This is a genomic window from Exiguobacterium sp. s143 (assembly GCF_018618895.1).
GTDB lineage: Bacteria > Bacillota > Bacilli > Exiguobacteriales > Exiguobacteriaceae > Exiguobacterium_A > Exiguobacterium_A abrahamii.
In genome coordinates this window covers 106042-130845 of record NZ_JACSMX010000006.1, presented here as the reverse complement: position 1 = coordinate 130845, position 24804 = coordinate 106042, and the positions used below count along the sequence as shown (strand labels likewise).

The window sequence follows — 24804 nt, the reverse complement described above, 5'->3', positions numbered from 1 at the left end:
GATAAATGAACACTTGTAATAGGATACATGACACGTATGATTATCTCATACTATTACAAGGAGTGAAGAAAAATGGAGCGCGTAGTGATTACAGGAATGGGTGTCGTCTCACCAATCGGAAACGATGTGGAGTCCTTTTGGAATAATATGATTGCTGGAAATTCAGGCATCACGGAAATCGATACGTTTGATACGACTGATTTCAAAGTAAAGATTGCAGGGAGTGTAAAAAACTTTGATGCGGAAAAGGCGATTGGTAAAAAAGCCTCTCGTAACCTGGATCGCTTCGTCCAGTTCGCATTAGCGGCTGCTGATCAAGCCTGGAACGATTCTAAGCTAGGAGAATCTGATCTGGATCGGGAAAGACTTGCTGTGTATGTGGGGTCAGGTGTAGGAGGAATTGAAACGTTGATTGACGGTGTTTATGCTTTACACCAAAAAGGTCCGAGAAGGGTCAGCCCGAGTCTCGTACCTTCGATGATGTCTAACGCAGCAGCCGCTCAGATTAGCATCAAGTGGCAAGCGATGGGACCTTCCATGTCACCTGTATCCGCGTGTGCGATCGGAAACACGGCTATTGGTGAAGCATATCGACTCATTCGAATGGGAGAGGCTGATGCTGCATTCGCTGGTGGAACGGAAGCGGGCATCACGGAATTGTCCATAGCAAGCTTCGGTAATGCGACGGCATTATCTACACGAAACGAGTCACCTGCTCAAGCGAGTCGCCCTTTTGACGGGACACGCGATGGTTTCGTGATGTCGGAGGGAGCGGGCATCTTGATTCTAGAATCGTTAACACATGCGAAGCAACGAGGTGCGTCCATCTATGCGGAAGTCGTCGGATACGGAGCAAGTTCAGATGCTTATCATATAGTGGCGACCCATCCGGAAGGTCAGGGAGCATACCTCGCCATGAAGCGTGCCGTCCAACAGGCAGGGATTGAGACGAAGGACATCGATGTGATCAGTGCCCATGCGACGAGTACGATCGTCGGCGATCAGTCCGAGACACGTGCGATTAAAAAATTGTTTAAGGAACATGCAAATACACTCCCGGTGACGGCGAACAAATCAATGTTGGGTCACATGCTCGGTGCTGCCGGTGGAGCGGAAGCGATTGCGCTTGCGAAATGTTTACAGGAAGGAATCATTCCACCGACGATCAATCTTGAAATCGAGGATCCTATGTGTGACTTGGATTATGTGGCAGAAGGGGCTCGTTCGGTGGAATTAGAGTACGGACTATCCAATTCTTTTGGATTCGGTGGTCATAACGCCGCCATCGTCTTGAAAAAATATATGGATTAAGCTTCAGAGTCTGAGTGCGGACAAGAGAACTCCATATGTAAGTACTCACTAAAAATGGATTGTAAACATTTCGACGTCGAAATGTTTACAATATTTTTGTGTATACAACGCTTAATAAATATTAGCGATTCGGGAATCTTCACCCCTGCTGTATCATCATTCATCCAACGATTCGTAACACATTCTATCTTTTTTGTGACAACGCGATACATCCATTTAATCAGATTTCGCTTGATTAAGGACGTCGAGATCTATATTTTTAGTAATCCACCTTCTGAAGGGAGATTTAAATCCACACCTAAAACACAACTGTATATGTCGTCATTCTAATTCTAGCTCCTTCATCACATCGTCAAAAGAAAGTGCTTTTGATTGCTTCTCATGTGCTTCTTTAGCGTCACGATAAAGCTGTAGATCTATGTCGTCTTCGATGCGATCGAGGACAGCATCTCGCACGAGTTCGGAAATCGTAATGCCCTTCGCCTTCGCATATTCTTGAATGAGGTGTATCTCATTATCGTTCAATCGAATTGTAATCATACTCATTTTCATCAACCCCTTTATCATAGATTGTAGTCTGGATGCAGATTTAGCTCATACGATTGCGATCGATACTGGATCACCTACATAAGATTCGACCTTTCAACATCTCGAATGAAGAAGATTCGTCATAAGGAAGTAGATTGAAATCTACTCAAATTGAGATAAACATGTTCATTCTCTTGTGTTTTGACTATGTTAAAAAAGAGGATGACTATCATTATCTTTTTCTTTACTCTGATAGCGTGACGCTCAAGATTTGCTTGAACGAGACGATTTCGACGTCTAGATTTCGTTTGACGAGATGGACCTCCTCCTGCACATAGTCGAGCTTCTCGACGAAGGCATCGAAACGATGCGTCAACGGACCGTTCATCGCCGTCACCGTGACGATGTCTCCGCTGAAGATGGCGTCGTTCAACGCGTTCTCGATCGTTCCGTCGATCGGTCCCTCCGTATCCTCGAACTTGAGATGATGGACCTCTTGATAATAGCGTTTCAGCAATCCTTTGTGTTCGGGCATCAGGAACGGGATCCATTTCTTGTTGCCACGGTCTTCATAACTCATTAAAAGCACTCCTTCCTATAATAAGAACATTTGTTCTTATTATGTTCCTCGTTTCTCTTGTTTTCAATCCGATATTTCGACGTCTCATCAATGCCTCCGTTTCTGGGACGAAAAAAGGCAGCGACGAGGATCTCGTCACTGCTCCAGTATGTTTCGGCTATTCGATTAAATGAGGAGATTCATTCTCCCACCATGCCGTCATGGTCGTTGTCCCGCATATATTGGTATAGCCAGTGCTTCTCCGTGATTGGCATCGCAAAGCCTGCGTCCTTCGCTTCCTGGATCGTCACTTGACCATTGCCGTCGGTATCGACGCGCGAGATATCCTCGGTCGCTGCAGTACCGGGAGCTGATTTCGCTACCGGTTCTTTTTTCGTCTCCTTTTTCTTCGTCAGACCGAGTGCGGCATTCGTCTCGTCCGGATTGTCGTTCTTGAACCGGTCGACGACGGTATTCCCGCGGACCGTGTAGGTATACTGATACGCGGATGGAATCATCGTCGACGTATTCGGGTAGGTGATTTGTGCTTCAAAGTTCGTTGCGCCACCCGCCTTGCGGATGACGTCCTCCATGTACGCCTGATCACCATGACGATTCAGTGTACTGTCCTGCGGAGTGATGTTGTAGGCATTCGAAACGCCACCGAGCGAATCGGCGATGATATGTCCTTCGTCGAGATCCGTACGTTCGACGCCAGGCACTTTCGCTTCATCGGAGTAGTAGCGTCCGTCACGCGTGACGTCTTCCGTCTCATCATCCTGGAGGACGATCTTCTTCGCGATGACGCGGACCAGCTGACCGTGTTCATTCGTGAACGCCCAATATTTCCGGTCACCGAACCCGATGTCGACGACGACGTTCGCCTGCCGACTACCGGACAGATCTCCGCCATCGATCGTAATCTTCTTATATCCTTTGAAAGAATCATGCGGAGTCTTCGTTTTTGATTCCGTTGATGGATTCGTCTCCTTTGATTGCGTGACTGTACGAGTATCCGCCTTTTTTTCAGGATGTTGATCGGCGTCCTTCGTCGCATCGGTCTTTTGTGTAGTCGTGTCTTCCTGCTGCGCTACTTGCTCTGTCTCATCTGGTAGAGGTGAGGTCGTCTCCGCATCTGTACATCCTGCCATCAGTAGGACGATAAGCGGAATTGTTATGTAAGAAATCTTCATGGGTGTACTCCTTTTAGATTAAGCTGTCGTTGCGTCCTTCATTATAACGCTAGTCCTTCATTTCTGCTGTCTTATTTCTGAAGGCTGATGCGATTGATTGATTACCTCAAGGGCGGGGGACAGATCGGGAACTGCTCTGTTTGATGGAAAGGAACCATATACCGTTCAGTTTCCGTATTTAAAATGACATCTCGTCAGCATTCGATTCTCAATCATGCAAAATTTTAAAAAATATAGCGTATAGTATTAATGAGTATATAAATATACAAATATATAAATGTAGTGAAAGAGGTGCTTTGATGAATTTTTGGGATGAGTTGTTAGAAGATGAGGTTGCTTTATCACTAAATAAAGAAAACGTGAAACAAATCGAAAAAGAATTAGGCGCTCGTCTTCCTAAAAAATATATCGAAAAGTTAGAAGAACAAAATGGTGGGGATCTTGTATTCGATTCAGTGAATGTTGATTTCGAAAACACATGGTCTGACGAAGAAGATAGTCTTCATCTACCGTTGAATCGTTTCAAACCCTTGACGGTGGAGGAATTTGAGGACGGCAGGTCTACGTTAGCTGAGTGGGGATTAACTGGAAAATTGATGCTGTTCGGCGAGGGTCAAGGCAGTTACCTTTGGTACTTCGGTTTCGATGACACCCCTAACGCACCACATATTTGGTGTTTGGACATTTCGGATGAGACAACACACTTCGTAGCAGAGAGCTTCGACCAACTCCTCGATCATCTCGTTCGTCGAAATGATCAAGTTGAAGGCGGAGTTGAATTAACACACGAAGATGTATTTGCCGACTATCCTTCGATGGATGAAATTCGAGAAGTAATCGCGGGGAATGATGAGGACGAACGACTGATGGCTTATCGCATGTGGTCGACAAGAGGTGAAGACGTTAAAGGATTGGTCAGTGAATTGCGTGGACGTGTCCAAGATTCGAACTATGAAGACGAACTAGATTCATACGCGGAACTATTAGCTCAAGTATTGATGGACAGATCAGTCGAAAACTATATGACACATGAGCAGGCAATTGCACTATTTAATGAAAAGGAAGATGTATCAGATTTGAGCCATGTAGTTGTACAGCTTGAATCAGATATGTAATGGATCAATAGCTTTTTAGCAACATGTCTTTGAAACCAAAAGAGACTAATCCTAAAAATTTGGGATTTGTCTCTTTTTTATACATTACTTTTTGTCAGTAGCGAGATCAGATATTTCAAATGCTGGAACGGTCCGCTCACAGACTACTCGGGATCGACGAGTAAGGAAGAATTCATTTTAGTCATCCTATTTGGAATAGCTAATGCGATAAATGATCATTTTAAAAGCACGGAACAGAGCGGTCCCGCTCTGTCTGATGGAAGGGGACCGCAAGCCGTCCTGTTTCCGTACTCTAGCTCGCTCCTCGCCAGCGCTCGCTGCGTTCCCGTCAACAGGACGGCACCGTGTCGGACTGCATCCCACTCGCGAAAGGAGTTTTTCCATGAAACTGACTACACTCGTTGAAATCACTCGTATCCGCCAAGAGGTCCGAGAGCCGGATGTCGCGCTCGAGACGACGCATATCACATCTCCCGAGGACGCGTTCTGTGTCGCGAAACGCTTCATCCAGGACGATGACCGTGAAGTGTTCCTTGTCATCCTGCTCAATACGAAGAACCGCGTCATTGCCGTCCATCGGGCACACGTTGGTAGCATCAACTCAAGCGTCGTCCATCCCCGAGAAATCTTCAAGTCCGCCATTCTTAACAATGCGACGTCACTCATCGTCAGTCATCAGCATCCGAGCGGTGACCCGCATCCATCACGGGAAGACATCGAGGTGACGGAACGGCTCGTTGAAGTCGGACGCATCGTCGGCATCCAGCTCCTCGACCACATCATCGTCGGTGCCGGAGAAGAATACGTCAGCTTGAAAGCACAAGGTGTTTTGTAAAGAGACGATAAGTGTAGACGGACGGGGAAACCCCGTCCTGTCCACGCGCAAGGGCATTGTTGTATTTAAATAAAGTAGTGTCTAACAAGCAATAGGGAACTCAGTAAATGAGAATCCTATTGTTTTTTGGGTTTTATTGCAAAAATAGGGGTTAACTATAGATAGTACAAGAATCAAAAGGAACGTTTAAAAGTCTTTTAAAAGTCTTTTAAAAGGTGTATACTAAAGAAAAATAAGAGGAGGGCATAATGATGGGAATGCGAATACTTGATATTCCAACCACTTCTATATCTGACGTGAAACGGTCTCCTATGGAAGCTTTCCAAAAAGCAGATCGTGAAGCGGCCGGCGTATATGTTTTTAACCGTGAAAAAGTTGCGGGCGTCATGTTGACGCAACAGCAATACGAATCACTCAATAAAGAAATCGAAGAATTGTACAGTCGATTAGATGATTTGACTGTTGAGATGCGACTATCTAACAAAAATGTCCGCACTTATACTGATTCAGAAGTCCGTGGAGAACAGGTAACTCACCCTACGACTATTGATGAAATGGATGGGTGGGAGTGATCATTGTATCAGCTTGAGTGGACGCAATATTCGAAAGAAGATTACGATAACCTCGATGGTAGTCAAAAGATATTCGTAGACAAAGCGTTGAACCGAATCGTTTCTATAGGGATGGCAGCAGGGCAGCCACTCAGTGGAAATTTGTCGCATTGCAATAAGTTGAAAAATAGAAAAATGGGGTTACGCGTTGTTTTTAGAGAAATCGGCGGTAAACTCCAAATCATTCAAATTGTAGCGATCGGTAAACGGGATAAAGATGAAATTTATAAAATGGCTGAACAACGATTAGATGGATAATTGAAAAAGGATCAACGTTCAGATACTCGATGGTATCTATACGCTGATCCTTTTTGTCGTGCTTTTTTCAAAGTATGACCGAAGTCATTTATCTTTTTATGCATAAAAGGACTATTAAAAATACATTGATAAAAAGATGCGTTTATAGACTTTGATATTGAAATCGATCCATTCGATTCATTTATTGTGAAAGAGTAATCATTTTTGTATACATAACGGTCGTTTTAAAAACAAAAAAAAAAAACTCACATATTTCCTCAGATGTGAGTTCTACCTGTCTTATTTATAGATATCACGACGATGCCCGATCTCGAGAATCAAAATCACGACTTTTTCATCCTGGATGTCAGCAATCAGACGATAATCACCGATGCGATAACGCCATTCACCCGATCTGTTCGAGACGAGTCCCTTACCATGACGACGCGGATCATCCGTCCCGACCAGATTCTTCTTGATCCAGGACATGATGATCCGCGCTTGTTGAGGATCCATCTTCTTGAGAGACTTTTGAGCTCCGCGCTCAAACTCTACCGTAAATGCTGTCATTCTAAATCAAGTTCCTTCATCATATCGTCGAAAGAGATCGCTTCTGATTTTTTACGGTGTGCTGCCATCGAATCATGATAGAGTTGTAAATCGATTTCGTCTTCGATGCGGTCGAGGACGGCATCGCGAACGAGTGTAGAAATCGTGATGTTTTTTGCCTTCGCATATTCTTTGATGAGTCGTGTATCCTGGTCATCCAGACGTACGGAAATGGTACTCATGATTATCAGCTCCTTTGTAATACATTGTAATACATATTCCAGTAGTAGTCTAGAAATGGCACCGATTTAAAATAGGATTGAACCTGTTATAACTAGTATGAAAATGATGAATAAGTATGAAAAAAGAAAGGCTGTTGTATCGCATGCCTTTCTTTTTGTATAAGACGTCGCACACGCTGAAATGCTCATGTGGAGGATCATAAATACACGGAAATACTATACAACGCTGTGAAAAATAATGAGATCGAGACGCCTAATCCAAGATAGAGGGTCTTGATGGAGTCTTGGGTTGATCGGATGACGTACACCAACAATCCCACGAAAAGGAGGCTGATTGCCATCAAGAAGAGGGATATCATGGTCGGCTCGAACCGGATATCAGAATAGGTGAAACGCAAGCTAGGGAAAAGAAACCCTGACAGTGGACCAGCCCCGCTGGATTGAAGAGTATCCTTGATCGAGTGAGGGGGTTCCTGTTGACCGAGCCACGCAGTCGCTGTGAAGAGAAGCAGGATCAAGATGCCTTCCATGCGCATCCGCATCCGTCGGACTTCAAACGATCGTTCAGGAGACGCGTAACTCCACTTCCCGTTCATGATACCGATGATCAGCACGGGTAGAATCAGGACGTGTTTCCAGAGTAAGGCTTGTCCATACGGTAAAATCCAGGAATCGGAATACTCCTCTACCTGCACGACGACAGACATCAGATAGATGCCGGAACCGACGATCAGTAAGAAACATAGCGTCACGAGTGGTTTGAACCATTCGAGGAAGATGCCCCAGTTACGGTCTAATGGACTCCAAAAGCCGAGTATGAGCAATCCACCGGTCCAGATGAAGACGGCGAGTGCGTGAATAGAATGTACGAGCATGCCTTCTGCCCCTTTGATGCTAGAGGCGTGCCCGGACCACGCGAACGTAACGACCATCGCCATAACAAGGAATACCCCTAGTTTTATACGTCCAGGACTGAGTGATGCACGATTGATGACGATGAGAAGGAGTACACTCCAGAGAGCCATCAGAATCCAAGCGTTCCCTGCCTCGAATGTAAGTAACACGGATCGCAGTGTTATCCAAAAACCGATCTCTTCATATAAATACAGTACGATTCGTAAGACGGACAGGGAAAAGGATAACAGCATCAGCACGATGAGCATGCGAACCCAGCGGATTGAAAGCGATACGTCAGGTCGGTAAGAACGAGGGATGAGCTGGACGGAAAAGAAACCGATCAACAGCGCAAGACAACCGTAGAGGAGCGTATCGCCGATCAGATAGAGCGCGGTCATCGCTTCCGCCCCTTCCCGATAAATCAGATCAGCTCGTCCAAACATTCACCGTTTCCGGGATGGACTGTAGTAGCTGTGCTAAGACGATCGAACAACACTTTCAAAAGATGCAAAATGTCCAGACCGTCACAGTTTCGTTTGCCCGTGGGGAGATGGAAATCGACCATCAGCTGGATGCTCGACAAGTCCAAAGCGAGCTGAACAAGATCGGTTTCGATGGATACGTCAAGGGAAAGAAAACGTCCGAGGCACCGGTCCGGTCGTTCGAGGGGATCTCCTTGATCCTGTCCGGGATTTTGATTGGTCTGGGATTGCTCATCCAAACGAGCGGAGTAGCGTATCTTCCGAATGTTTTGTACGGTATCGCCTTGATCCTCAGTGGGGGGAGAGTTTTCCGGAGTGCCTATTATGCCGTCCGTGCCCGCTCACTCGACATGAACGTATTGATGAGCGTAGCAGCCATCGGTGCCGCATGTATCGGGGAGTGGCTCGAGGGAGCGACCGTCGTCTTCCTCTTTGCCATCGGCAATTTGCTTCAGAATCGCTCCCTTGCGCGGACGCGCAATTCCATTCAGAAACTGATCGAACTGTCTCCGAAGGAAGCCTTCGTGCTGACGGACGGGGACGTTAGACGTAAACCGGTGGAAGCGGTGCGAGTCGGAGAAATCCTCCGGATTCGACCAGGTGATCAGGTTGCACTGGACGGCACGATCCTGAACGGGACGACGACCATCAATCAAGCACCGATCACGGGCGAATCGATTCCTGTCGATAAGAAGGAAGGCGATCACGTATTTGCCGGAACGCTCAACATGGATCGTTCGTTCGACATGATCGTCGAGAAGACGTATCAAGAGACGACGCTTGCGCACATCATTGAACTGGTCGAGGAAGCGCAGGATAATAAAGCACCGAGTGAAGCGTTCATCGATCGTTTCGCGAAAGTGTATACACCGTTCGTCTTCCTAGGTGCATTGTTGCTGATGATCGTCCCACCTTTACTCCAACTTGGTAGTTGGGGAGAGTGGTTCTATAAGGGGTAGCGTCAGGAAAATGCGGATTTACAATGCTAAGGAAATTCCCATACTAAAAAGCCAAATTTCTCAACATCAATTGAGAAATTTGGCTTTTTCCGTTGCTCAGTTAAAGCGTCCTTTAGTTGTATATTTCCTGTTAATATCCCTTTTGAAGCATAACATTGTTTTCAATGATCGCACCCGATAGTTGACGCCCATTTTAGAACCTATTCTTTGATTTTCAATAAGCGTAAACTGTTTAATGTTACAAGTAAAGTTGCTCCCATATCAGCAAATATAGCTATCCAAAGTGTTAACCAACCGGGCATGACCAAAAGTAATGCCACTAATTTAATCGCCAAAGAGAAGGTAATGTTTTGCTTGATGATTGCTAAAGCCTTACGGCTTAATTTTATTGTATATGGCAATTTACTCAAATCATCAGACATTAAGGCGATGTCAGCCGTTTCTAAAGCTGTATCAGTTCCAGCACCACCCATTGCTACACCAACGGTAGATGCCGCAAGGGCTGGAGCATCATTCACGCCATCTCCGACCATCCCCACACTTTGATGTTTTTCTCGAAGTTCTTTAATAAAATTAAGCTTATCTTCTGGAAGTAAGTCAGCTTTAATATCCGAAACACCAACTTGTTTTCCGATGGCTGTTGCCGTTCTTTGGTTATCGCCTGTTAGCATCACTGTTTCGATTCCCATATTGTTCAACTTGCCGATAACTTCTTTAGACGATTCCCTCATTTCATCGGCTACGGCAATAAACGAAAGAATTTCTTTTTCTGTTCCTAACACCATCACCGTTTTACCTTGAGTTTGCATATCGGCAATTTTTTCTTTCCTATCGCTTGAAATGCTTCCGTGTAATTCCTCAAAAAGATTTGGACTTCCCACATAATACATTTCATTATTTATTTTGGCTTTAACGCCTTTACCTGTAATGGATTGAAAATCCTCTACTGTTACTTCGTTGAATTTTAATCCATTTTCTTCTGCTTTTCGCATAATCGCTGAAGCAAGAGGGTGCTGTGATCCTTTTTCAATGGCTGCTGTTATGGTCATTAATTCATTTTCATTTCTACCATATGTCACAATGTCTGTTACAGCAGGAATCCCTTTGGTTAATGTTCCTGTTTTATCAAAGGCTATCGCTTTTAAGTGTCCTGCTTCTTCTAAATGGATACCACCTTTAATTAAAACACCATTTTTCGCTGCATTTCCTATTGCTGTAACCACAGCAACTGGAGTTGAGACTACTAAGGCACAAGGACAACCAACCACTAATACAGCTAAGCCTTGATAAATCCATTGGCTCCAGTCTCCGCCAAATAATGGTGGAACTACCGCAATTAAAAGAGCTAGTATGACAATAGCTGGTGTATAGTATTTTGCAAATTTATCGACAAACGCTTGAGAAGGGGCCCGTTCTGCTTGGGCTTCTTCTACCAAGTGAATGATTTTTGAAAGAGTAGTATCTTCAACTCGTTTTGTTACTTTAACCTCAAGTAACCCTTCTTCATTCAAGGTTCCTGCAAATACTTCATCATTTGTGGTTTTCGTTACTGGAACACTTTCACCTGTAATCGCAGCCTGATTTAATGTCGATGTACCTTTAACCACTATTCCATCCATTGCTAACTTTTGACCGGGCTTAACAATCATGATGTCTCCAACTTGAATATCATCAACATGAATCATCATTTCTTCATTGCTTCGTCGAATTAACGCTTCTTTTGGGGCAATATCCATTAAAGATTCAATAGATTGACGTGCTTTATCCATTGAATAACGCTCTAATGCTTCACTAATCGCAAATAGGATAACAACGGTTGCCCCTTCACCCCATTCACCAATGATTGCAGCTCCTATAATTGCAATAGTCATAAGCGTATTCATATCGAAATTTAATCTGCTTAGATTTTTGAGACCTTTAATGAATAACGAATATCCACCGATTAAAATGGACGCTGCATAACCAATTGTCGGTAGAACATGCTCTTCACCATACTGCTCTCCTAAGAACCAGCTAACTACAAGTAAAAGAGCTGATATATATACCTTAATGTTTTCTTTCTGCTTCCAAAAAGGTTCTCGTTCTACCCTTTGTTCTTTTTCATCTCGAATTTTTAAATTTTCAAATGCTCCTGCTTTTTCTAATTCTTCAATGGTTGTCGTCCCTTTAACATAAACTTTAGATGCTCCGAAATTTACTTTCGCATCCTGAACACCGGGAAGTTCTTTAACATTATTTTCAAAAATGGCTGCACAGTTAGTACAAGTAAATCCTTGAACACGATAGGCTTTCATTTCTTCTTCAGACAGTTTTGCTTTCCCACTAGACATTGATCTTCACCTCTTTCTTATGTGCCAATGCAATCATCATAATTTGTCTGATATGCTCATCATCTAATGAATAAAATGCAAGTTTTCCCTCTTTTCGAAACTTAACAATCCCTTGCTTATGGAGCGTTCGCAGGTGATGAGAGGCATTTGCAACCGTAACACCTATAATATTTGCTATATCACACACACACAGTTCGTCATCTTGACATAAAGCATAGGTAATTTTTGCTCTATTTTCATCTGCAATAGCTTTTAACATTTGGGCAACACTAGAAATATCTACTGTCTGTAAATTACCTTGTATTCGATTGACCTTTTCTTCGTCATAACAATAAATTTCACAAGTATCTTTCTTAATCACATTCTCACCCCAATATCATTCAAGTGTTTATTTGAATATAGTATAACCATTTTTAATAATTCATTCAAGTGTTTATTTGAATGAGTAAAAAAATTCATAAAAAAAGAATTGGAGTACCCAATTCTAATAACAAAATAACCAAACTGCATAAGACTTTAAGTACATAACATTATCTGGCCAATTAATGGAATAGGACTGAACTATTTGTTCTCTTCCGATAGCTTTCTATATAATGAAGCCCTAGACACATTTGTAATTTCACAAATTTGATTTACAGTCATATTTCCTTCTTTATATAGCTTTACTGCATAATTCATTCCCGCATGATTTTTATGATATTTCTTTATCCGACCTTTAAACTTTCCTTCTTTCTTAGCCAGCTCAATCCCTTCACGTTGACGCATACGGATAAGATCTCTCTCTAACTGGTTAACACCAGCCATTACTGTAATTAAGAATTGGCTGTATGGATTATCCTCTGATAAATCTAGCCATGTATCCTTGAGTGATTTTAAGCTGGCTTTTTTCCTTCGTATGTAATCGATCAATTCAAATAAATCTTGTGTACTACGAGTAATTCGAGTTAAATCTGTAACATAAATGGTGTCACCATCTTGTAAGTCCTCTAACATTTTTTGAAGTTGCTCACGTTCCTTCGTTGCCCCAGAAACTTTTTCTTCGTATATAATATCCATTCCGAATTCGCTTAGCTGCTGAAATTGTCTTGAAGGGTTTTGACTAGTTGAACTGACACGTACATAACCAATTTTCCGCAAAATATCACCTCACTTTTGAGACAAGTCTTATGAGACGCTAGATCACAGCAATCCACTTCAAAATAAATGACTTGATGAAGTCGCTTCAGATCATAGAAAAACCCTCATTTCGACGTCGAAATGAGGGTTTTTCTATGATCTGAAAAGATGCTGTCTTAGGACATCCTCTCTTCTTTTTTTAGGTTACAAATAGTTCAATGGGTTGACACTATTCGCTGCAGAATAACTGCTGTATTTATAACTGTTTTTATGAATCTCAAAGTGTAAATGATTTCCGAACGAGTTTCCTGTATTCCCAACTGTTCCAATCTTCATACCTTTAGAAACTGTCTGACCACTTTTTACCGAAAGGCTGTTCATATGAGCATAAACGGTTACGTATTTTTGATTCTTTAGACTATGTGAAATCATAACGTGTTTACCATATGCACCGCTGTTTTTAGAGGTAGTGACTTTTCCACTCGCAGAAGCATAGACGGGTGTGCCTTTTGTTGCAGCTAGATCAACGCCATTATGGAATGTATAACCGTAAGCACCATTAGAGTTTCCGTATCCTTGGGTCAGCCTCCCTTTAGTAGGAGAAGCAAAAAGAGACTCATTATACGTCATTTTTTTTGCAACGTGGCTCTTATATTTTTTTAGGTAAGAACTATAGATATATCGTGTGTTCCCTTTGTAAAGTACTTTTGTCCAAGCTCCTTTTTTTCCTAAATAAGAAAAGGTCTGCCCAGTGTTAGTCACGCCGACTATATTGTAATTGAGAGAAGGACCAGTCCGAACACGGAGATTGTCTGTCTTTACTTTTACTTTATATGCACTACTTGCTTCAACTTTTGGGCTATGCATCGAAAAAGTTGTTGTGAGTAAGACGCTAGAAGCGATAAGTATTACCTTGTTTTTCATTAGTTGTACTCCTTTAAAGATAAAGATACGGTGACAAACGATTTGTTAAAAGGAGTATAGCATCACTATATTACAAAAAAGTGTATCAAATTCATTTCAAAAATTGATACGAGATTTAATCAAAAAATGCATAGTTTTTTCACAAACAGATTTTATGTTTAAAATTAAACACATTTCTTTTTTATACATCTTAAAAAAAGATTTATTTTTTAGAGTTCGGGAGGAATTTGATGGAGTTATCTTTTTTGTTAGCTTTTGGAGCAGGGTTTTTATCTTTTATCTCGCCATGTTGCCTAGCTTTGTATCCTGTTTTTCTATCTTACATTACAGGAATTTCAGTTACAGAGTTAAAAGAAAATAAAAAGTGGAACTGGAATGGTGTTCCCCATACATTCGTTTTCTTACTTGGATTTTCGAGCGTATTTTTAGTGATGGGTTTTTCAACGTCATATTTGGCTGATTTTTTTATAGTGTATAAAGATGTTCTACGGATGAGCGGTGCACTTATTTTATTCATATTCGGTGTTATTTTAACTGGTCTGTGGACCCCAATATTTTTACTTAAAGAGCGAAGAATGAACTTAGGAAAAAGAAAGCGTGGTTATATCGGAACGTTTATTGTCGGAGTCGGATCGGCTGCTGGATGGACTCCTTGTACAGGACCAATCCTCGCTGGAGTTATTGCTTTGATCGCCACGAATCCTAGTAATGGATTTTTATATATGCTCTTTTATGTACTAGGTTTTTCTATTCCATTTTTCTTGATGTCGTTTTTGGTCGGGAAATCCAGATACTTAATGAATTATTCTTCAAAGGTTATGAAAATAGGTGGCTGGTTTATGATTTTATTAGGTATCATATTGTATTTCGATGGTCTGACGAAACTAACTACAATATTGATTGATTTTACAGGGTTTAGAGGGTTCTGACGCTCTATTTTCTATTTCGAGAGGAGATGCATCGTAAATGTCTCGTGAAAATGTCCTGATAATGGGAGTAGAGGAAAACTGGAAAGTGATGGAGAACATAAAACAACTTAAGCCTGTAAGTATAGATATTCATATTTCTTCAAAAGAAGGATGGGTTCGAAAGCTATTTCCTGATTTTAAATATTTTGATTCATTTTCAAAAAAAGAATCAGAAGAAGGGTATATTAGTAATCTGATTGAATATTGTACTTCTCAAGAAATAGGCTGGATTATCCCTTTAAGCGAACAAGAAGCATCTACGTTATCAAAACATAAGTTGAAAATGAGAAAAAATAACGTAGCGTTTATAACATCCTTTGACTGGGATAAAACAGTACTTCATGATTCATTTTCGGTTCAAGGTAATACTTTCACTTATTCTTTTGACCAGATAAAGAATGCGCCTGAAGGTGTAAAGGTGGGGAAAATTGATGCATATGTCGATTATCGATCTAGTGAAGTGATTTGCTGTTTTATGAGAGAAGAGTATGAACGGTACCAAGATACTGTTCTTTCATACGAGGTGTTTGCCAACTCGATTTTAGAGGAGTGCGTAGCAATAATTGCTCAAAGGCTTAATATAAAGGGTTCTTTTTCTTTCGATTATCAACGTGATTCGGAGGGAATGTATACGATTACAAAAATAGAATGTTTCATGACGCGTTCTACTCGTGAGGCTATTTTTAGTGATTATGATTTCGCTAATTATTTGTGGAGTAATATTCAAGGAATTGTCCTTTTAAAAGAATCAAATGATAAAAGCTCTTTTGTGTATCGCCTAAATGAAGAATACTTTCTTTTCTAAATCTCAACAGTTTGTTTTTATATGTAATCATCTTAAATGAGAAAGGTACTTTATGAATAAACTTTCATTTAAAATAACGTTATTTTATTTTTTCGGGATTCTCATGATTTTCATTCTCTCATCTGCTATTGTATACAACATTCTTGAGCATCAACAAGTAGAAAGTGAACTGGAGAGCCTTCAAGAGAGAGGCAATAGTCATCGAGATGTTCTTTCCACTAACTTCGACAAGCAAACAGTTGAACACGTTGTTTTAATGGAGGAAAAGGCGATGACTGATGTGATTATCTTAGACAAAAATAATCAAGTCGTCGATTCATCTAACGACGCTGAACAATTTTTGAACCCGGATTGGATTCAAAAAAAGGATGGAATCGTAGAAGGTAATTGGAGAGAGGGCAAATTTTTAGTGACGGTGAGTAATATTGAAGATGGCGGTCAAATAATCATGTTAGAGCCGACGAAGTATATACAGCATTTGATGGGGGAATTGAAACAACAAGTAGTGTTCTCTCTATTCTTGTTAGTACTTTTTCTATTAGTAAGTGTTTATTTTTTGAGTTATATCATTATAAAGCCACTTTTATCAATGAAAGAGGCAACGGTAAAGTTAAGTAAAGGCGAGGTGCTGAAAATCAGAGAAGCTGAGAGAAGCGACGAAGTAGGAGATTTAGCACGAGCGATCACTAAGTTATCTGTTGATTTACGTCACATTCAAAATACAAGAAAGCAATTTCTGACTTCAATCACACATGAATTGCGTACGCCGATTACCTACATTAAGGGATATGCAGGACTCCTCAAAAAAGACGAATCGAGATTTGGAGATATTATCTATGAGGAATCCGAAAGACTTCAAGAACTGATTGAGGATTTGTTTGAACTTGCTAGATTGGAAGAGCCACATTTTCAAATAGATCCTCAGATCACAGAGATGAATGATTTCTTAAAAAAAATCAGTGAAAGAATAATTTTTAAATTTGAGGAGAAACAAGTGAAATTAATTCTTCAAATTAATAAAACTCCCATCTACAAAGAGATAGACCAAGCTAGATTTGATCAGGTTCTCTTAAATTTACTGGATAACGCGCTAAAATATACACATGCGAACAAACGCGTATTTTTAAAACTTGATGAAAACTTTATTGAAGTTACGGATGAAGGTGGTGGTGTGGATGAGCAATCACTCCCGTATCTTTTTGATCGTTTTTATCGAGTAGATTCTTCACGAAATCGTGAAACAGGAGGTACTGGGCTCGGTTTGGCTATCACGAAAGAAATAGTTGAAGCGCACAAAGGGACCATCGTAGCTATTAATGTAGAAAACGGGCTGAAAGTTGTCATTGACTTGAGGGGGATTCCAGGATGAGAACCATTGCTTTGGTAGATGATGAGAATCGAATGTTAGAACTGATTGAACTCTATCTGCAAGACAGTTATACCTGTATTAAGCTGAACAGCGGAAGAGAGATATTGAACTTGATTGATGTAGATGAGCCTGACTTAATCATATTGGATGTGATGATGCCTTTAATGGATGGTTTTGAGACCTGTCAAAGGATAAGGGAAGTTTCGAATGTACCAATCATTTTATTGACAGCACTCGACGGAAAAGAAGAAATCGTAAAAGGATTACAACTGGGAGCAGATGATTACATTGTGAAACCGTTCGACGAGGCGGAATTGAAGGCAAGAATTCAATCGATTTTCAGACGAACTACAGTTTCTTCAGGATCAAAAATCGAATCGTCGGGTCTAATCTTAAATGAAGACGCCCATGAGCTGTATTATGATAATCATTTAGTCAAAGTCACGCCAAAGGAATTTTCATTACTTGCTAAGTTATTAAAAAATCCAGAACGTGTCTATTCAAGAGAGGAACTACTCTCAAGTTTATGGTTAGCAAATGAGTGGACAGATGAACGAACGGTCGACTCTCATGTAAGAAACTTAAGAGAAAAACTTAGGAAACTCGAGTTTCCTATTGAAGAACACTTTCGCACAGTATGGGGAATTGGTTACAAGTGGGTTCCTTAAATAAGGAGAAATAAGACAAGAGAGGAACGGTTAAAAAACCGTTCCTCTCTTGTTTATCGTTTATTCTGCAGATAGTTCGTCTTCAGTCACCCATTTATGATTTTTCACTTCTTCACCTGTAGTCGATTCGAAATCAATCATATACACTGTTGTTTGCTTAGCTGAGTCGATAGTGGCCGTAGCATCCTTCATTCCTTTCATATGATCCGCGTCTACTTTTACTTCATCGCCTACTTCATAAGGAGATGACTTGGCATCTACAATCTCTTCTTGAATAATCCATTTATGATTCGTGACGCGTTTCCCGCCATTTGTAGGGTCATAAGAAATGCTATAAGCAGTAGTATCATAAGCTCCTACAATTTTAGCCTCGGCCCCTTTCATGCCTTCCATATGTGCTTCTTTGATCATCGCCATGTCGCCAACTTTAAATTTAGGGTTTTTAGCCTCTTGGAGCCCTTTCGGAACCTCTTTCGATCCAGACATGTCCATCGTCGAATGATCCATACCGTCCATATTTTTATCCATGCTTCCTGTTGATTTAGAATCATCACCATTGCTTCCGCACGCAGCGAGTGCTAAAGAAAGCGAAGCAGCCATAGTTGTCATAAAAATCTTTTTCTTTAATTTCATAAAAATTACCTCCAAGTGTTTTTTTTTATGCTTTCCATAGACTTTATCACATAAATTTGCAGAAACATTGCAGAGAGCAGAAAAGTAACACATTGAAAAAAATATAAAATTCATGGGTGGAAAGACATATTTTTTTCACAATCATTCTTTAAGTTAAAGAAAATAATTAAATGAAGGGAATGATCCATGTGAAGAAAAGATGGTTAATCGCAACTATCGGTATCTTTACTCTCATGATGATAGTGGGCGGTTCGTATTTACTTTTTACCCGAGGTACTATGCCAAATAACAAACAGCATATGGAATCTATGATGAATGTAGGGAACACTACTACAAATCAGACCATGATGGAAGGTATGGGACATGGCGCGAGTGTCGATTTAAAATCAACTGAAGAAAAAGAGCGACGATTGAACATCCCTAAGATGCTAAAATCCGATCGTGAAACCAAGAATTCCATTCAATACACGATTGTCGCTAAACAAGGAGAGACACAGTTCTTCCGAAATAGTAAAAAAACTGAAACTCTAGGATATAACGGAAATTATTTAGGTCCTGTAGTGGAATTGAAAAAAGGAAAAATGGTAACAATCCGTACGGTGAATCGCTTATCAGAAGCGACTACATTCCATTGGCACGGTCTTGTTGTACCATCATCCGTAGATGGCGGACCACATCAAGTCGTGAAAGCTGGTGAAACGAAGGTAGTAAAGTTTAAAGTGAAGCAAGATGAATCGACATTGTGGTTTCATCCACATCCAATGGGGAAAACTGCTGAACAAGTATACAAGGGGTTAGCAGGATTGTTGTACGTAAAGGATGAAAAAACTAAAGAGACGATGCTACCTCAAAAATATGGTGAAAATGATATTCCATTAATTCTTCAAGATCGAAAAGTTAAAAACAGGAATGTCCTTGGATATGCTGATGTAGAAAAAACAGATGGGGCTTTAGGCGATACCCTCCTCGTAAACGGTACGATTAATCCATATTTCAACGTAAAATATTCGCAACTTAGAGTCAGATTGATAAATGGCTCCAATGCACGTAACTACGTAGTGAAGCTATCTGACGGTTCATCCTTTAAAAAAATTGCTGATGATGGTGGTTACATCTCAAAACCGAAAAACGTAAAGAAAATTGAATTAAGTCCAGGCGAACGTATAGAGGTATTGGTAGACTTTTCAAAAAGAAAAATTGGTGAGACTGTTTCATTTGAGACGAATGGAGTAAGGGTCGTTAACTTCAAGCTGAAGGATAAACAAGGGACGAACCTAAGTGCATTGGCGCCGAAAAGTGGATATGAAAAGCCGCTAAAGACCTTGTCTACAGTGAATCAAAAGTTAACTCTTTTCGGGATGGGCAAAAATGTTGAAATCAATGGGAAAAAGTTTGATGAGAAGAGAATCGATATTAAAGCGAAACAAGGAGAAACCGAAATTTGGGAGGTCTATAATAAAAAAGACATGATGGGTGGAATGACTCATCCCTTCCACATTCATGGAGTCCAATTCAAAGTATTAGAGCGAAACGGACAGAAACTAGATAATCAAGAAGCAGGTCTAAAAGACACTATCGCTATAAAACCAGATGAACGAGTTAAGATTCAGATGACTTTCAAGGAAAAAGGGGTATTCATGTACCATTGCCATATCCTTGAACATGAAGAGAACGGAATGATGGGTCAGTTGAAAGTGGACTAAAAAATAGGTGAATGTTTTCATCTTTTTTTCACAAACTAAGGAAATAGGCTTTGTGTAAGTCAAAAAAGACGGAAAATGGAGGTATTTTAGAATGAATACTGGACAACAAGAAATCTTAGGTGCCCTACACAACTGTATAGTGACTTGTAATGAATGCTTTGATGCGTGTTTGAGTGAACATCATATTTCTTCGATGGCAGAGTGTATACGTCTAGACAGAGATTGTTCTGAAATTTGTAGTCTTTTAGTACAAGCTATTTCTCGAAACAGCAGCAATATTGATGTTCTTGCAAGAAGCTGTGTTGAAATTTGTGAAAGATGTGCCGACGAATGTTCGAAACATGATCATGATCATTGTAAAAAGTGCGCTGAGGCCTGTAATGAATGTGCAAAAGTCTGTCGTAAATTAATTGCTTAAAGCGAAGTGTTAAAAATGAAGGAGCATCTATGTCGCCATGCCGAAAAAGGTATGAGCTAAAAAGCTGATGCTCTTTCATTATTTATAAGCACTAAGATACTTAGTTATGAAAAAGTTCATAACCCTTATAGACCAGTAGTATGGTGAGAGAAAATAAGGATACATAGAGGATAACGATCAAACTCTTCATAAACACTTTCATGAAAATCAACTCCATTCTATAGGTTGAATTGATTATATAGAAAGTTCGTGAAATTTATGAGGAAATAGACTAACAATCATTTATTATTAAAAAATTTTAATGTAAGAGGTGGTGACTAGGATGGATAAAATATTAATTGTTGATGATGAAATAAGAATGAGGCAATTATTAAGACTCTATCTAGAACCAATAGGATATGAATGTAGTATGGCGAATGATGGGATCGAAGCTTTAGAGAAAGTGAAAAAAGAAACCTTCGATTTGATTTTATTGGATGTAATGATGCCAATGTACGATGGATTCGAAGTATGTAAGAAAATAACGGATTCTCACCCGGAAGTCCCTATCATCATGATAACGGCTCTAAATGATGCTGAATCCATCGTCAAAGGACTAGATGCTGGAGCTACAGATTATGTCACAAAGCCGTTTAACGGGGACGTACTTTTAGCAAGAGTTCGGTCTGTCATGAGAAGGAAAGCAAAAGAACCCGTTATCTACCACGGACTTACGTTCGATGAGAGCAACAATTTAATTTTACTAGATGGCAAGTCGATTGACTTTACACCAAAAGCACATGCATTACTGCGACTATTCCTTCAACATCCTGGAAGGCTGTTCAACAGACTAGAGCTTTATGAATTCGTTTGGTCTTATACGTCAGAATCGGATCCGAGGACAGTTGATTCTCATATTAAGATGATTAGAGAAAAGTTAAGAGAGTTAGATTACCCGATCGATAGGCATCTGAAAACAATTTGGGGGAGAGGATATCGTTGGAGTGAGAATGAAACGAAATGACACTCTTACTATAGGAGCAAAAGTGTCATCATAAAAATCATAAGGGAGTCGGTGTCGGCTTCGAGTATCCATCTTTATATGAAGAATCGATTGCAGAACGAATATCTTTAACCGATTCTCCGTCCCGTTGCTTCAAAATAGACTTTACAGCAATCTCGAGACAGGTGCTGCATGTCGTTCCGTGACTTGTCCATTTCACCGATCCATTCGTCGCGTTTTCTTCTATAAAGCAATCATAATTATTTTTATGATTGACTGTTTCACCGCAACCGCAATAGCAAGGTATTTTCTCTAGTAGTTTACGATTTTTCCCTACAGCTTGATAAATATTTCGTACATCTTCAGGTTGAGTTTTTAAAAACGTGGGAAGTATCAACGATGATGATGTTTCTTCAATCTTGTCACCGCCCATATGTTTCGCATGATCTACCTCCTTTGAATGATTGGGAGTAGAAGACTTCATCGGGGATTGAGCACAGCCGACCGCAATCAGGGATAGGCTAATAAGACTTACGCTTTTTAAGAGTATGTTAAGTTTCACGATTGGATTCTCCTTAGAGATAATTTTGTAGGTGCATAAAACAAAGCTTTTTAATTGCGTTTTTTGTATTAGCTCATTTGTCTGTTCACGATAGTACCTATTCGTTCATTTGACCATAGTCTTCATCAGTTCAGTTAATTCATGAATTGTCATCAATCATTTGATGTCTACCTCGAACTTGTCCTTTAATTCTTTTTAAAGTTTCAGTACTTGTGATTTTGGCGCTAAATAGTCCTATTCAAACAAATGGTCTCATTTTTTAAAATATATCCTATACTTGTATGATAATTTTTATTTTTTAGTGTGTCAAAATACATTTTATATTTATATATATAAGTTTAACTGGAAGTAAAAACGAGATGTAGCTCTATATAGTCATGATCTCTCTATATACACCATACAGGTATATAGTACGTAAAAGGAGGTTTTCTTATGAATCACCATATCCATCACGAACATACTCATCATGAAGACCAACAAATGAGTGCTTCACATCATGAACATGAAGGAATGATCGGAGACTTCAAGAAAAGATTTCTCGTATCGTTAATGTTGACCATTCCAATCCTGCTACTTTCCAAAATGATTCAAGAATGGTCGGGTATCAACATTAGCTTTCCATATGACGACGTTGTTTTGCTTTTGCTATCCACAATTGTCTACTTCTACGGTGGATGGCCCTTCCTAAAAGGTAGTATTAATGAAATACGCCAAAAAAATCCTGGAATGATGATGTTGATTGCATTAGCGATTAGTGTAGCCTATTTCTATAGTGTCGCTATCATATTCGGTTTCGGACAAGGACATGATTTCTTTTGGGAGTTAGCGACCTTGATCGACATCATGTTATTAGGGCATTGGATTGAAATGAAATCAATCATGGGTGCCTCAAATGCGTTGCAGGAATTAGTAAAGTTACTTCCGAGTGTGGCGCATCGAGTGAAGGATGGGAAGGTTGAAGAGGTGCCGGTCAATGAATTAGAGGCAGGAGATCTCATTCGGATCAAGCCGGGAGAACAGGTACCGGTAGACGGAAAAATCGTCGAAGGAACAACAACGATTGACGAATCAATGCTTACCGGTGAATCACTTCCGGTAGATAAACAGGAGAATGACACCGTGATTGCTGGCTCTATCAATCAAGAAGGTGGTCTGACAGTCGAGACGACAGGTACTGGTGAAGGCACCTACCTTTCAAAAGTCATCGGCTTAGTAAGTGAAGCGCAATCTTCCAAATCACGGACTCAAAACTTAGCTGATCGAGCAGCAAAAATTCTTTTTTATCTCGCGGTGGGAGCAGGTGTTCTGACTTTCGTGATTTGGATTGTACTTGGATATTCGGTTAGTACAGCAATCGAGCGCATGGTAACGGTTATGGTTATCTCTTGTCCACACGCTCTTGGTTTAGCAGCCCCTCTTGTCGTATCCGTTTCTACAGCACTTTCCGCTAAAAGAGGTCTTTTGATTCGAAATCGAACACAATTCGAAGAGGCACGAAAACTAGATGCGGTTATCTTTGATAAGACTGGTACTTTAACGCAAGGTAATTTTGGAGTAACGGATGTGATGGCAAGTACAGGTATAAGTGAGGAAGAAGTATTACGACTCGCAGGAGCCATCGAACAGTCGTCGCAACATCCACTTGCTCGCGGGATCTTGACTGAAGTTCAAAGACGAAAGCTTGATTTACCATCGGTCGCAGGATTTGGATCGATGACAGGCATAGGATTGGAAGGAACAGTCGAAGGAAAGCAAGTCCGCGTCGTTAGTCCGCGATACGTACGGGACAAACAACTCGAAATCGACGAAGTGACATTCGAAGATTTGTCTGAAGAAGGGAAAACGGTCGTCTTTGTCTTAAAGGACACAGAATTAATCGGTATGATCGCCCTTGCCGACCTCGTTCGCGAGGAAGCTAAGAAGACTGTACAGGAATTAAAGGAGAAAGGGATTCAATCCATCATGCTGACTGGGGATAATCAAAAAGTCGCTTCGTGGGTCGCTTCCCAACTTGAGATCGATCAAGTGTACGCAGAAGTATTACCGGATGATAAGTCACGTCAAGTGAGACAGGTGCAAGCAGAAGGAAAAAAAGTAGGGATGGTAGGGGATGGAATTAACGATGCACCAGCTCTCGCACAAGCGGATGTAGGGATTGCGATTGGTAGTGGAACAGATGTAGCTGTAGAAACGGCTGATATTGTCCTTGTCAAAAGTAATCCAAAGGACGTCTTATCTGTCATCGAACTATCGCAAAAAACATATAATAAAATGATTCAGAATCTATGGTGGGCAGCTGGTTACAATATCATTACGATTCCTTTAGCTGCAGGTATTTTAGCACCATACGGCATTATTCTTTCACCAGCGATTGGAGCAGTTTTGATGAGTTTGAGTACGGTCATCGTAGCTATCAATGCGAAAACATTAAGAATTTAATAGAAGTTTGGTATATTTTTTCTTTTTTGTGTATGAACACACCCTATCTCACTTCATGAGTTAGGGTGTGTTCTTTTTTTCAATCAGATAGGATCCCATAGATAAAAGCATGGAACAGAGCGGCCCCGCTCTGTCTGATGGAAAGAGACCGCAAGCCGTCCTGTTTCCGTACTCTAGCTCGCTCCTCGTCGGCGCAAGGGTCATCAAAAAAAGCCGCTGCCGTTCCTTGTCTTCCTCCGCGTTTTGGCTCAAAGCAAGCTTTTCGCTCGCGGGCTCCGGAAGCCTTCGTCCCGGTGCGCTGTCCACTTTTTTTGATCTTTCCCTGCGGTCACCCTTGCGCCGTCTCGCGACGCTCGCTACGTTCCCGTC

26 protein-coding genes are annotated in these 24804 nt (G+C 40.8%); 14 read left to right on the top strand and 12 right to left on the bottom strand.

Going from position 1 to position 24804, the window contains the following annotated elements:
- Nucleotides 1-72: 72 nt before the first annotated feature.
- On the top strand, nucleotides 73-1311 hold the full coding sequence (fabF, locus tag KNQ03_RS15915) for a beta-ketoacyl-ACP synthase II (protein ID WP_214725557.1): 1239 nt from the start codon (nucleotides 73-75) through the stop codon (nucleotides 1309-1311).
- A 321-nt stretch (nucleotides 1312-1632) separates the two neighbouring features.
- Here the strand turns inward: fabF and relB (KNQ03_RS15910) are convergent, their stop codons facing one another.
- The 3 genes from relB (KNQ03_RS15910) to KNQ03_RS15900 form a co-directional block, all read right to left on the bottom strand.
- Entirely contained in the window at nucleotides 1633-1857 is a 225-nt protein-coding gene (gene relB, locus KNQ03_RS15910; protein ID WP_214725555.1) for a type II toxin-antitoxin system RelB family antitoxin, read from the bottom strand.
- Between the two features lie 226 nt (nucleotides 1858-2083).
- Nucleotides 2084-2419 carry a YolD-like family protein gene (locus KNQ03_RS15905; protein WP_214725553.1) on the bottom strand — a complete coding sequence of 112 codons (336 nt, stop codon included), beginning with the start codon at nucleotides 2417-2419 and terminating at the stop codon, nucleotides 2084-2086.
- Nucleotides 2420-2598: 179 nt separating this feature from the next.
- Entirely contained in the window at nucleotides 2599-3591 is a 993-nt protein-coding gene (locus tag KNQ03_RS15900) for a DNA/RNA non-specific endonuclease (protein WP_214725551.1), read from the bottom strand.
- Nucleotides 3592-3890: 299 nt separating this feature from the next.
- Between KNQ03_RS15900 and KNQ03_RS15895 the strand changes: the two genes are divergently transcribed.
- The 4 genes from KNQ03_RS15895 (at nucleotide 3891) to KNQ03_RS15880 (ending at nucleotide 6410) form a co-directional block, all read left to right on the top strand.
- Nucleotides 3891-4706, top strand: coding sequence for an SMI1/KNR4 family protein (locus KNQ03_RS15895; RefSeq protein ID WP_214725549.1), 816 nt, complete (start codon nucleotides 3891-3893; stop codon nucleotides 4704-4706).
- A 382-nt stretch (nucleotides 4707-5088) separates the two neighbouring features.
- A complete protein-coding gene (locus KNQ03_RS15890; protein ID WP_082318459.1) occupies nucleotides 5089-5541 on the top strand; it encodes a JAB domain-containing protein in 453 nt (150 codons plus the stop codon).
- Between the two features lie 251 nt (nucleotides 5542-5792).
- Nucleotides 5793-6113: a hypothetical protein gene (locus KNQ03_RS15885; RefSeq protein WP_053451887.1), complete on the top strand. Its 321-nt coding sequence runs from the start codon at nucleotides 5793-5795 to the stop codon at nucleotides 6111-6113.
- Between the two features lie 3 nt (nucleotides 6114-6116).
- On the top strand, nucleotides 6117-6410 hold the full coding sequence (locus tag KNQ03_RS15880) for a type II toxin-antitoxin system RelE family toxin (RefSeq protein ID WP_214725547.1): 294 nt from the start codon (nucleotides 6117-6119) through the stop codon (nucleotides 6408-6410).
- A 279-nt stretch (nucleotides 6411-6689) separates the two neighbouring features.
- Here the strand turns inward: KNQ03_RS15880 and KNQ03_RS15875 are convergent, their stop codons facing one another.
- The 3 genes from KNQ03_RS15875 to KNQ03_RS15865 form a co-directional block, all read right to left on the bottom strand.
- A complete protein-coding gene (locus tag KNQ03_RS15875) occupies nucleotides 6690-6959 on the bottom strand; it encodes a type II toxin-antitoxin system RelE family toxin (RefSeq protein ID WP_047395636.1) in 270 nt (89 codons plus the stop codon).
- Nucleotides 6956-7180, bottom strand: coding sequence for a type II toxin-antitoxin system RelB family antitoxin (relB, locus tag KNQ03_RS15870; protein ID WP_026829710.1), 225 nt, complete (start codon nucleotides 7178-7180; stop codon nucleotides 6956-6958). Before relB (KNQ03_RS15870) ends, KNQ03_RS15875 begins: the two co-directional genes overlap by 4 nt.
- Nucleotides 7181-7377: 197 nt before the next feature.
- Nucleotides 7378-8520 carry a copper resistance D family protein gene (locus KNQ03_RS15865; RefSeq protein ID WP_214725545.1) on the bottom strand — a complete coding sequence of 381 codons (1143 nt, stop codon included), beginning with the start codon at nucleotides 8518-8520 and terminating at the stop codon, nucleotides 7378-7380.
- Nucleotides 8521-8534: 14 nt separating this feature from the next.
- Here KNQ03_RS15865 and KNQ03_RS15860 point away from each other — a divergent pair, with 14 nt between their 5' ends.
- Nucleotides 8535-9518, top strand: a complete 984-nt coding sequence (locus KNQ03_RS15860; protein WP_214725543.1) for a heavy metal translocating P-type ATPase — start codon at nucleotides 8535-8537, stop codon at nucleotides 9516-9518.
- Nucleotides 9519-9718: 200 nt separating this feature from the next.
- Here KNQ03_RS15860 and KNQ03_RS15855 read toward each other — a convergent pair whose 3' ends face one another.
- The 4 genes from KNQ03_RS15855 to KNQ03_RS15840 all read right to left on the bottom strand — a co-directional run bounded on the left by KNQ03_RS15855 (nucleotide 9719) and on the right by KNQ03_RS15840 (nucleotide 13888).
- A complete protein-coding gene (locus tag KNQ03_RS15855; RefSeq protein WP_214725541.1) occupies nucleotides 9719-11848 on the bottom strand; it encodes a heavy metal translocating P-type ATPase in 2130 nt (709 codons plus the stop codon).
- A complete protein-coding gene (locus KNQ03_RS15850) occupies nucleotides 11841-12209 on the bottom strand; it encodes an ArsR/SmtB family transcription factor (RefSeq protein ID WP_017474136.1) in 369 nt (122 codons plus the stop codon). The genes KNQ03_RS15855 and KNQ03_RS15850 overlap by 8 nt, the downstream gene beginning before the upstream one ends.
- 200 nt (nucleotides 12210-12409) lie before the next feature.
- Nucleotides 12410-12985 (bottom strand): recombinase family protein, encoded by a 576-nt coding sequence (locus tag KNQ03_RS15845; protein ID WP_017474137.1) that lies wholly within the window; start codon nucleotides 12983-12985, stop codon nucleotides 12410-12412.
- A 183-nt stretch (nucleotides 12986-13168) separates the two neighbouring features.
- The gene (locus KNQ03_RS15840) at nucleotides 13169-13888 is read right to left on the bottom strand and encodes a peptidoglycan DD-metalloendopeptidase family protein (protein WP_214725539.1); all 720 of its coding nucleotides are present in this window, start codon (nucleotides 13886-13888) and stop codon (nucleotides 13169-13171) included.
- A gap of 230 nt (nucleotides 13889-14118) precedes the next feature.
- On the opposite strand from KNQ03_RS15840, the gene KNQ03_RS15835 reads away from it, so the two are divergent.
- The 4 genes from KNQ03_RS15835 to KNQ03_RS15820 are packed head-to-tail and all read left to right on the top strand — an operon-like array spanning nucleotide 14119 to nucleotide 17698.
- The gene (locus KNQ03_RS15835) at nucleotides 14119-14817 is read left to right on the top strand and encodes a cytochrome c biogenesis CcdA family protein (RefSeq protein ID WP_034786404.1); all 699 of its coding nucleotides are present in this window, start codon (nucleotides 14119-14121) and stop codon (nucleotides 14815-14817) included.
- 37 nt (nucleotides 14818-14854) lie between these two features.
- Complete coding sequence (locus KNQ03_RS15830; RefSeq protein ID WP_069940636.1) at nucleotides 14855-15661, top strand: hypothetical protein; 807 nt, start codon at nucleotides 14855-14857, stop codon at nucleotides 15659-15661.
- A gap of 52 nt (nucleotides 15662-15713) precedes the next feature.
- On the top strand, nucleotides 15714-17030 hold the full coding sequence (locus KNQ03_RS15825) for a sensor histidine kinase (protein ID WP_050678843.1): 1317 nt from the start codon (nucleotides 15714-15716) through the stop codon (nucleotides 17028-17030).
- Entirely contained in the window at nucleotides 17027-17698 is a 672-nt protein-coding gene (locus tag KNQ03_RS15820; protein ID WP_029343435.1) for a response regulator transcription factor, read from the top strand. The genes KNQ03_RS15825 and KNQ03_RS15820 overlap by 4 nt, the downstream gene beginning before the upstream one ends.
- 60 nt (nucleotides 17699-17758) lie before the next feature.
- On the opposite strand, the gene KNQ03_RS15815 is transcribed toward KNQ03_RS15820, so the two are convergent.
- Nucleotides 17759-18331 (bottom strand): YdhK family protein, encoded by a 573-nt coding sequence (locus KNQ03_RS15815; protein ID WP_029343434.1) that lies wholly within the window; start codon nucleotides 18329-18331, stop codon nucleotides 17759-17761.
- A gap of 170 nt (nucleotides 18332-18501) precedes the next feature.
- Between KNQ03_RS15815 and KNQ03_RS15810 the strand changes: the two genes are divergently transcribed.
- From KNQ03_RS15810 to KNQ03_RS15800, 3 genes are all read left to right on the top strand, one after another.
- Entirely contained in the window at nucleotides 18502-20034 is a 1533-nt protein-coding gene (locus KNQ03_RS15810; RefSeq protein ID WP_214725537.1) for a multicopper oxidase family protein, read from the top strand.
- 91 nt (nucleotides 20035-20125) lie between these two features.
- A complete protein-coding gene (locus KNQ03_RS15805) occupies nucleotides 20126-20452 on the top strand; it encodes a four-helix bundle copper-binding protein (protein WP_214725535.1) in 327 nt (108 codons plus the stop codon).
- Between the two features lie 322 nt (nucleotides 20453-20774).
- Nucleotides 20775-21455: a response regulator transcription factor gene (locus KNQ03_RS15800; RefSeq protein ID WP_050678842.1), complete on the top strand. Its 681-nt coding sequence runs from the start codon at nucleotides 20775-20777 to the stop codon at nucleotides 21453-21455.
- Between the two features lie 37 nt (nucleotides 21456-21492).
- Here KNQ03_RS15800 and KNQ03_RS15795 read toward each other — a convergent pair whose 3' ends face one another.
- The gene (locus tag KNQ03_RS15795) at nucleotides 21493-21996 is read right to left on the bottom strand and encodes a PCYCGC motif-containing (lipo)protein (protein ID WP_371743277.1); all 504 of its coding nucleotides are present in this window, start codon (nucleotides 21994-21996) and stop codon (nucleotides 21493-21495) included.
- A gap of 432 nt (nucleotides 21997-22428) precedes the next feature.
- Between KNQ03_RS15795 and KNQ03_RS15790 the strand changes: the two genes are divergently transcribed.
- Nucleotides 22429-24435, top strand: a complete 2007-nt coding sequence (locus KNQ03_RS15790) for a heavy metal translocating P-type ATPase (protein WP_050678840.1) — start codon at nucleotides 22429-22431, stop codon at nucleotides 24433-24435.
- The last annotated feature ends 369 nt before the right edge of the window (nucleotides 24436-24804 follow it).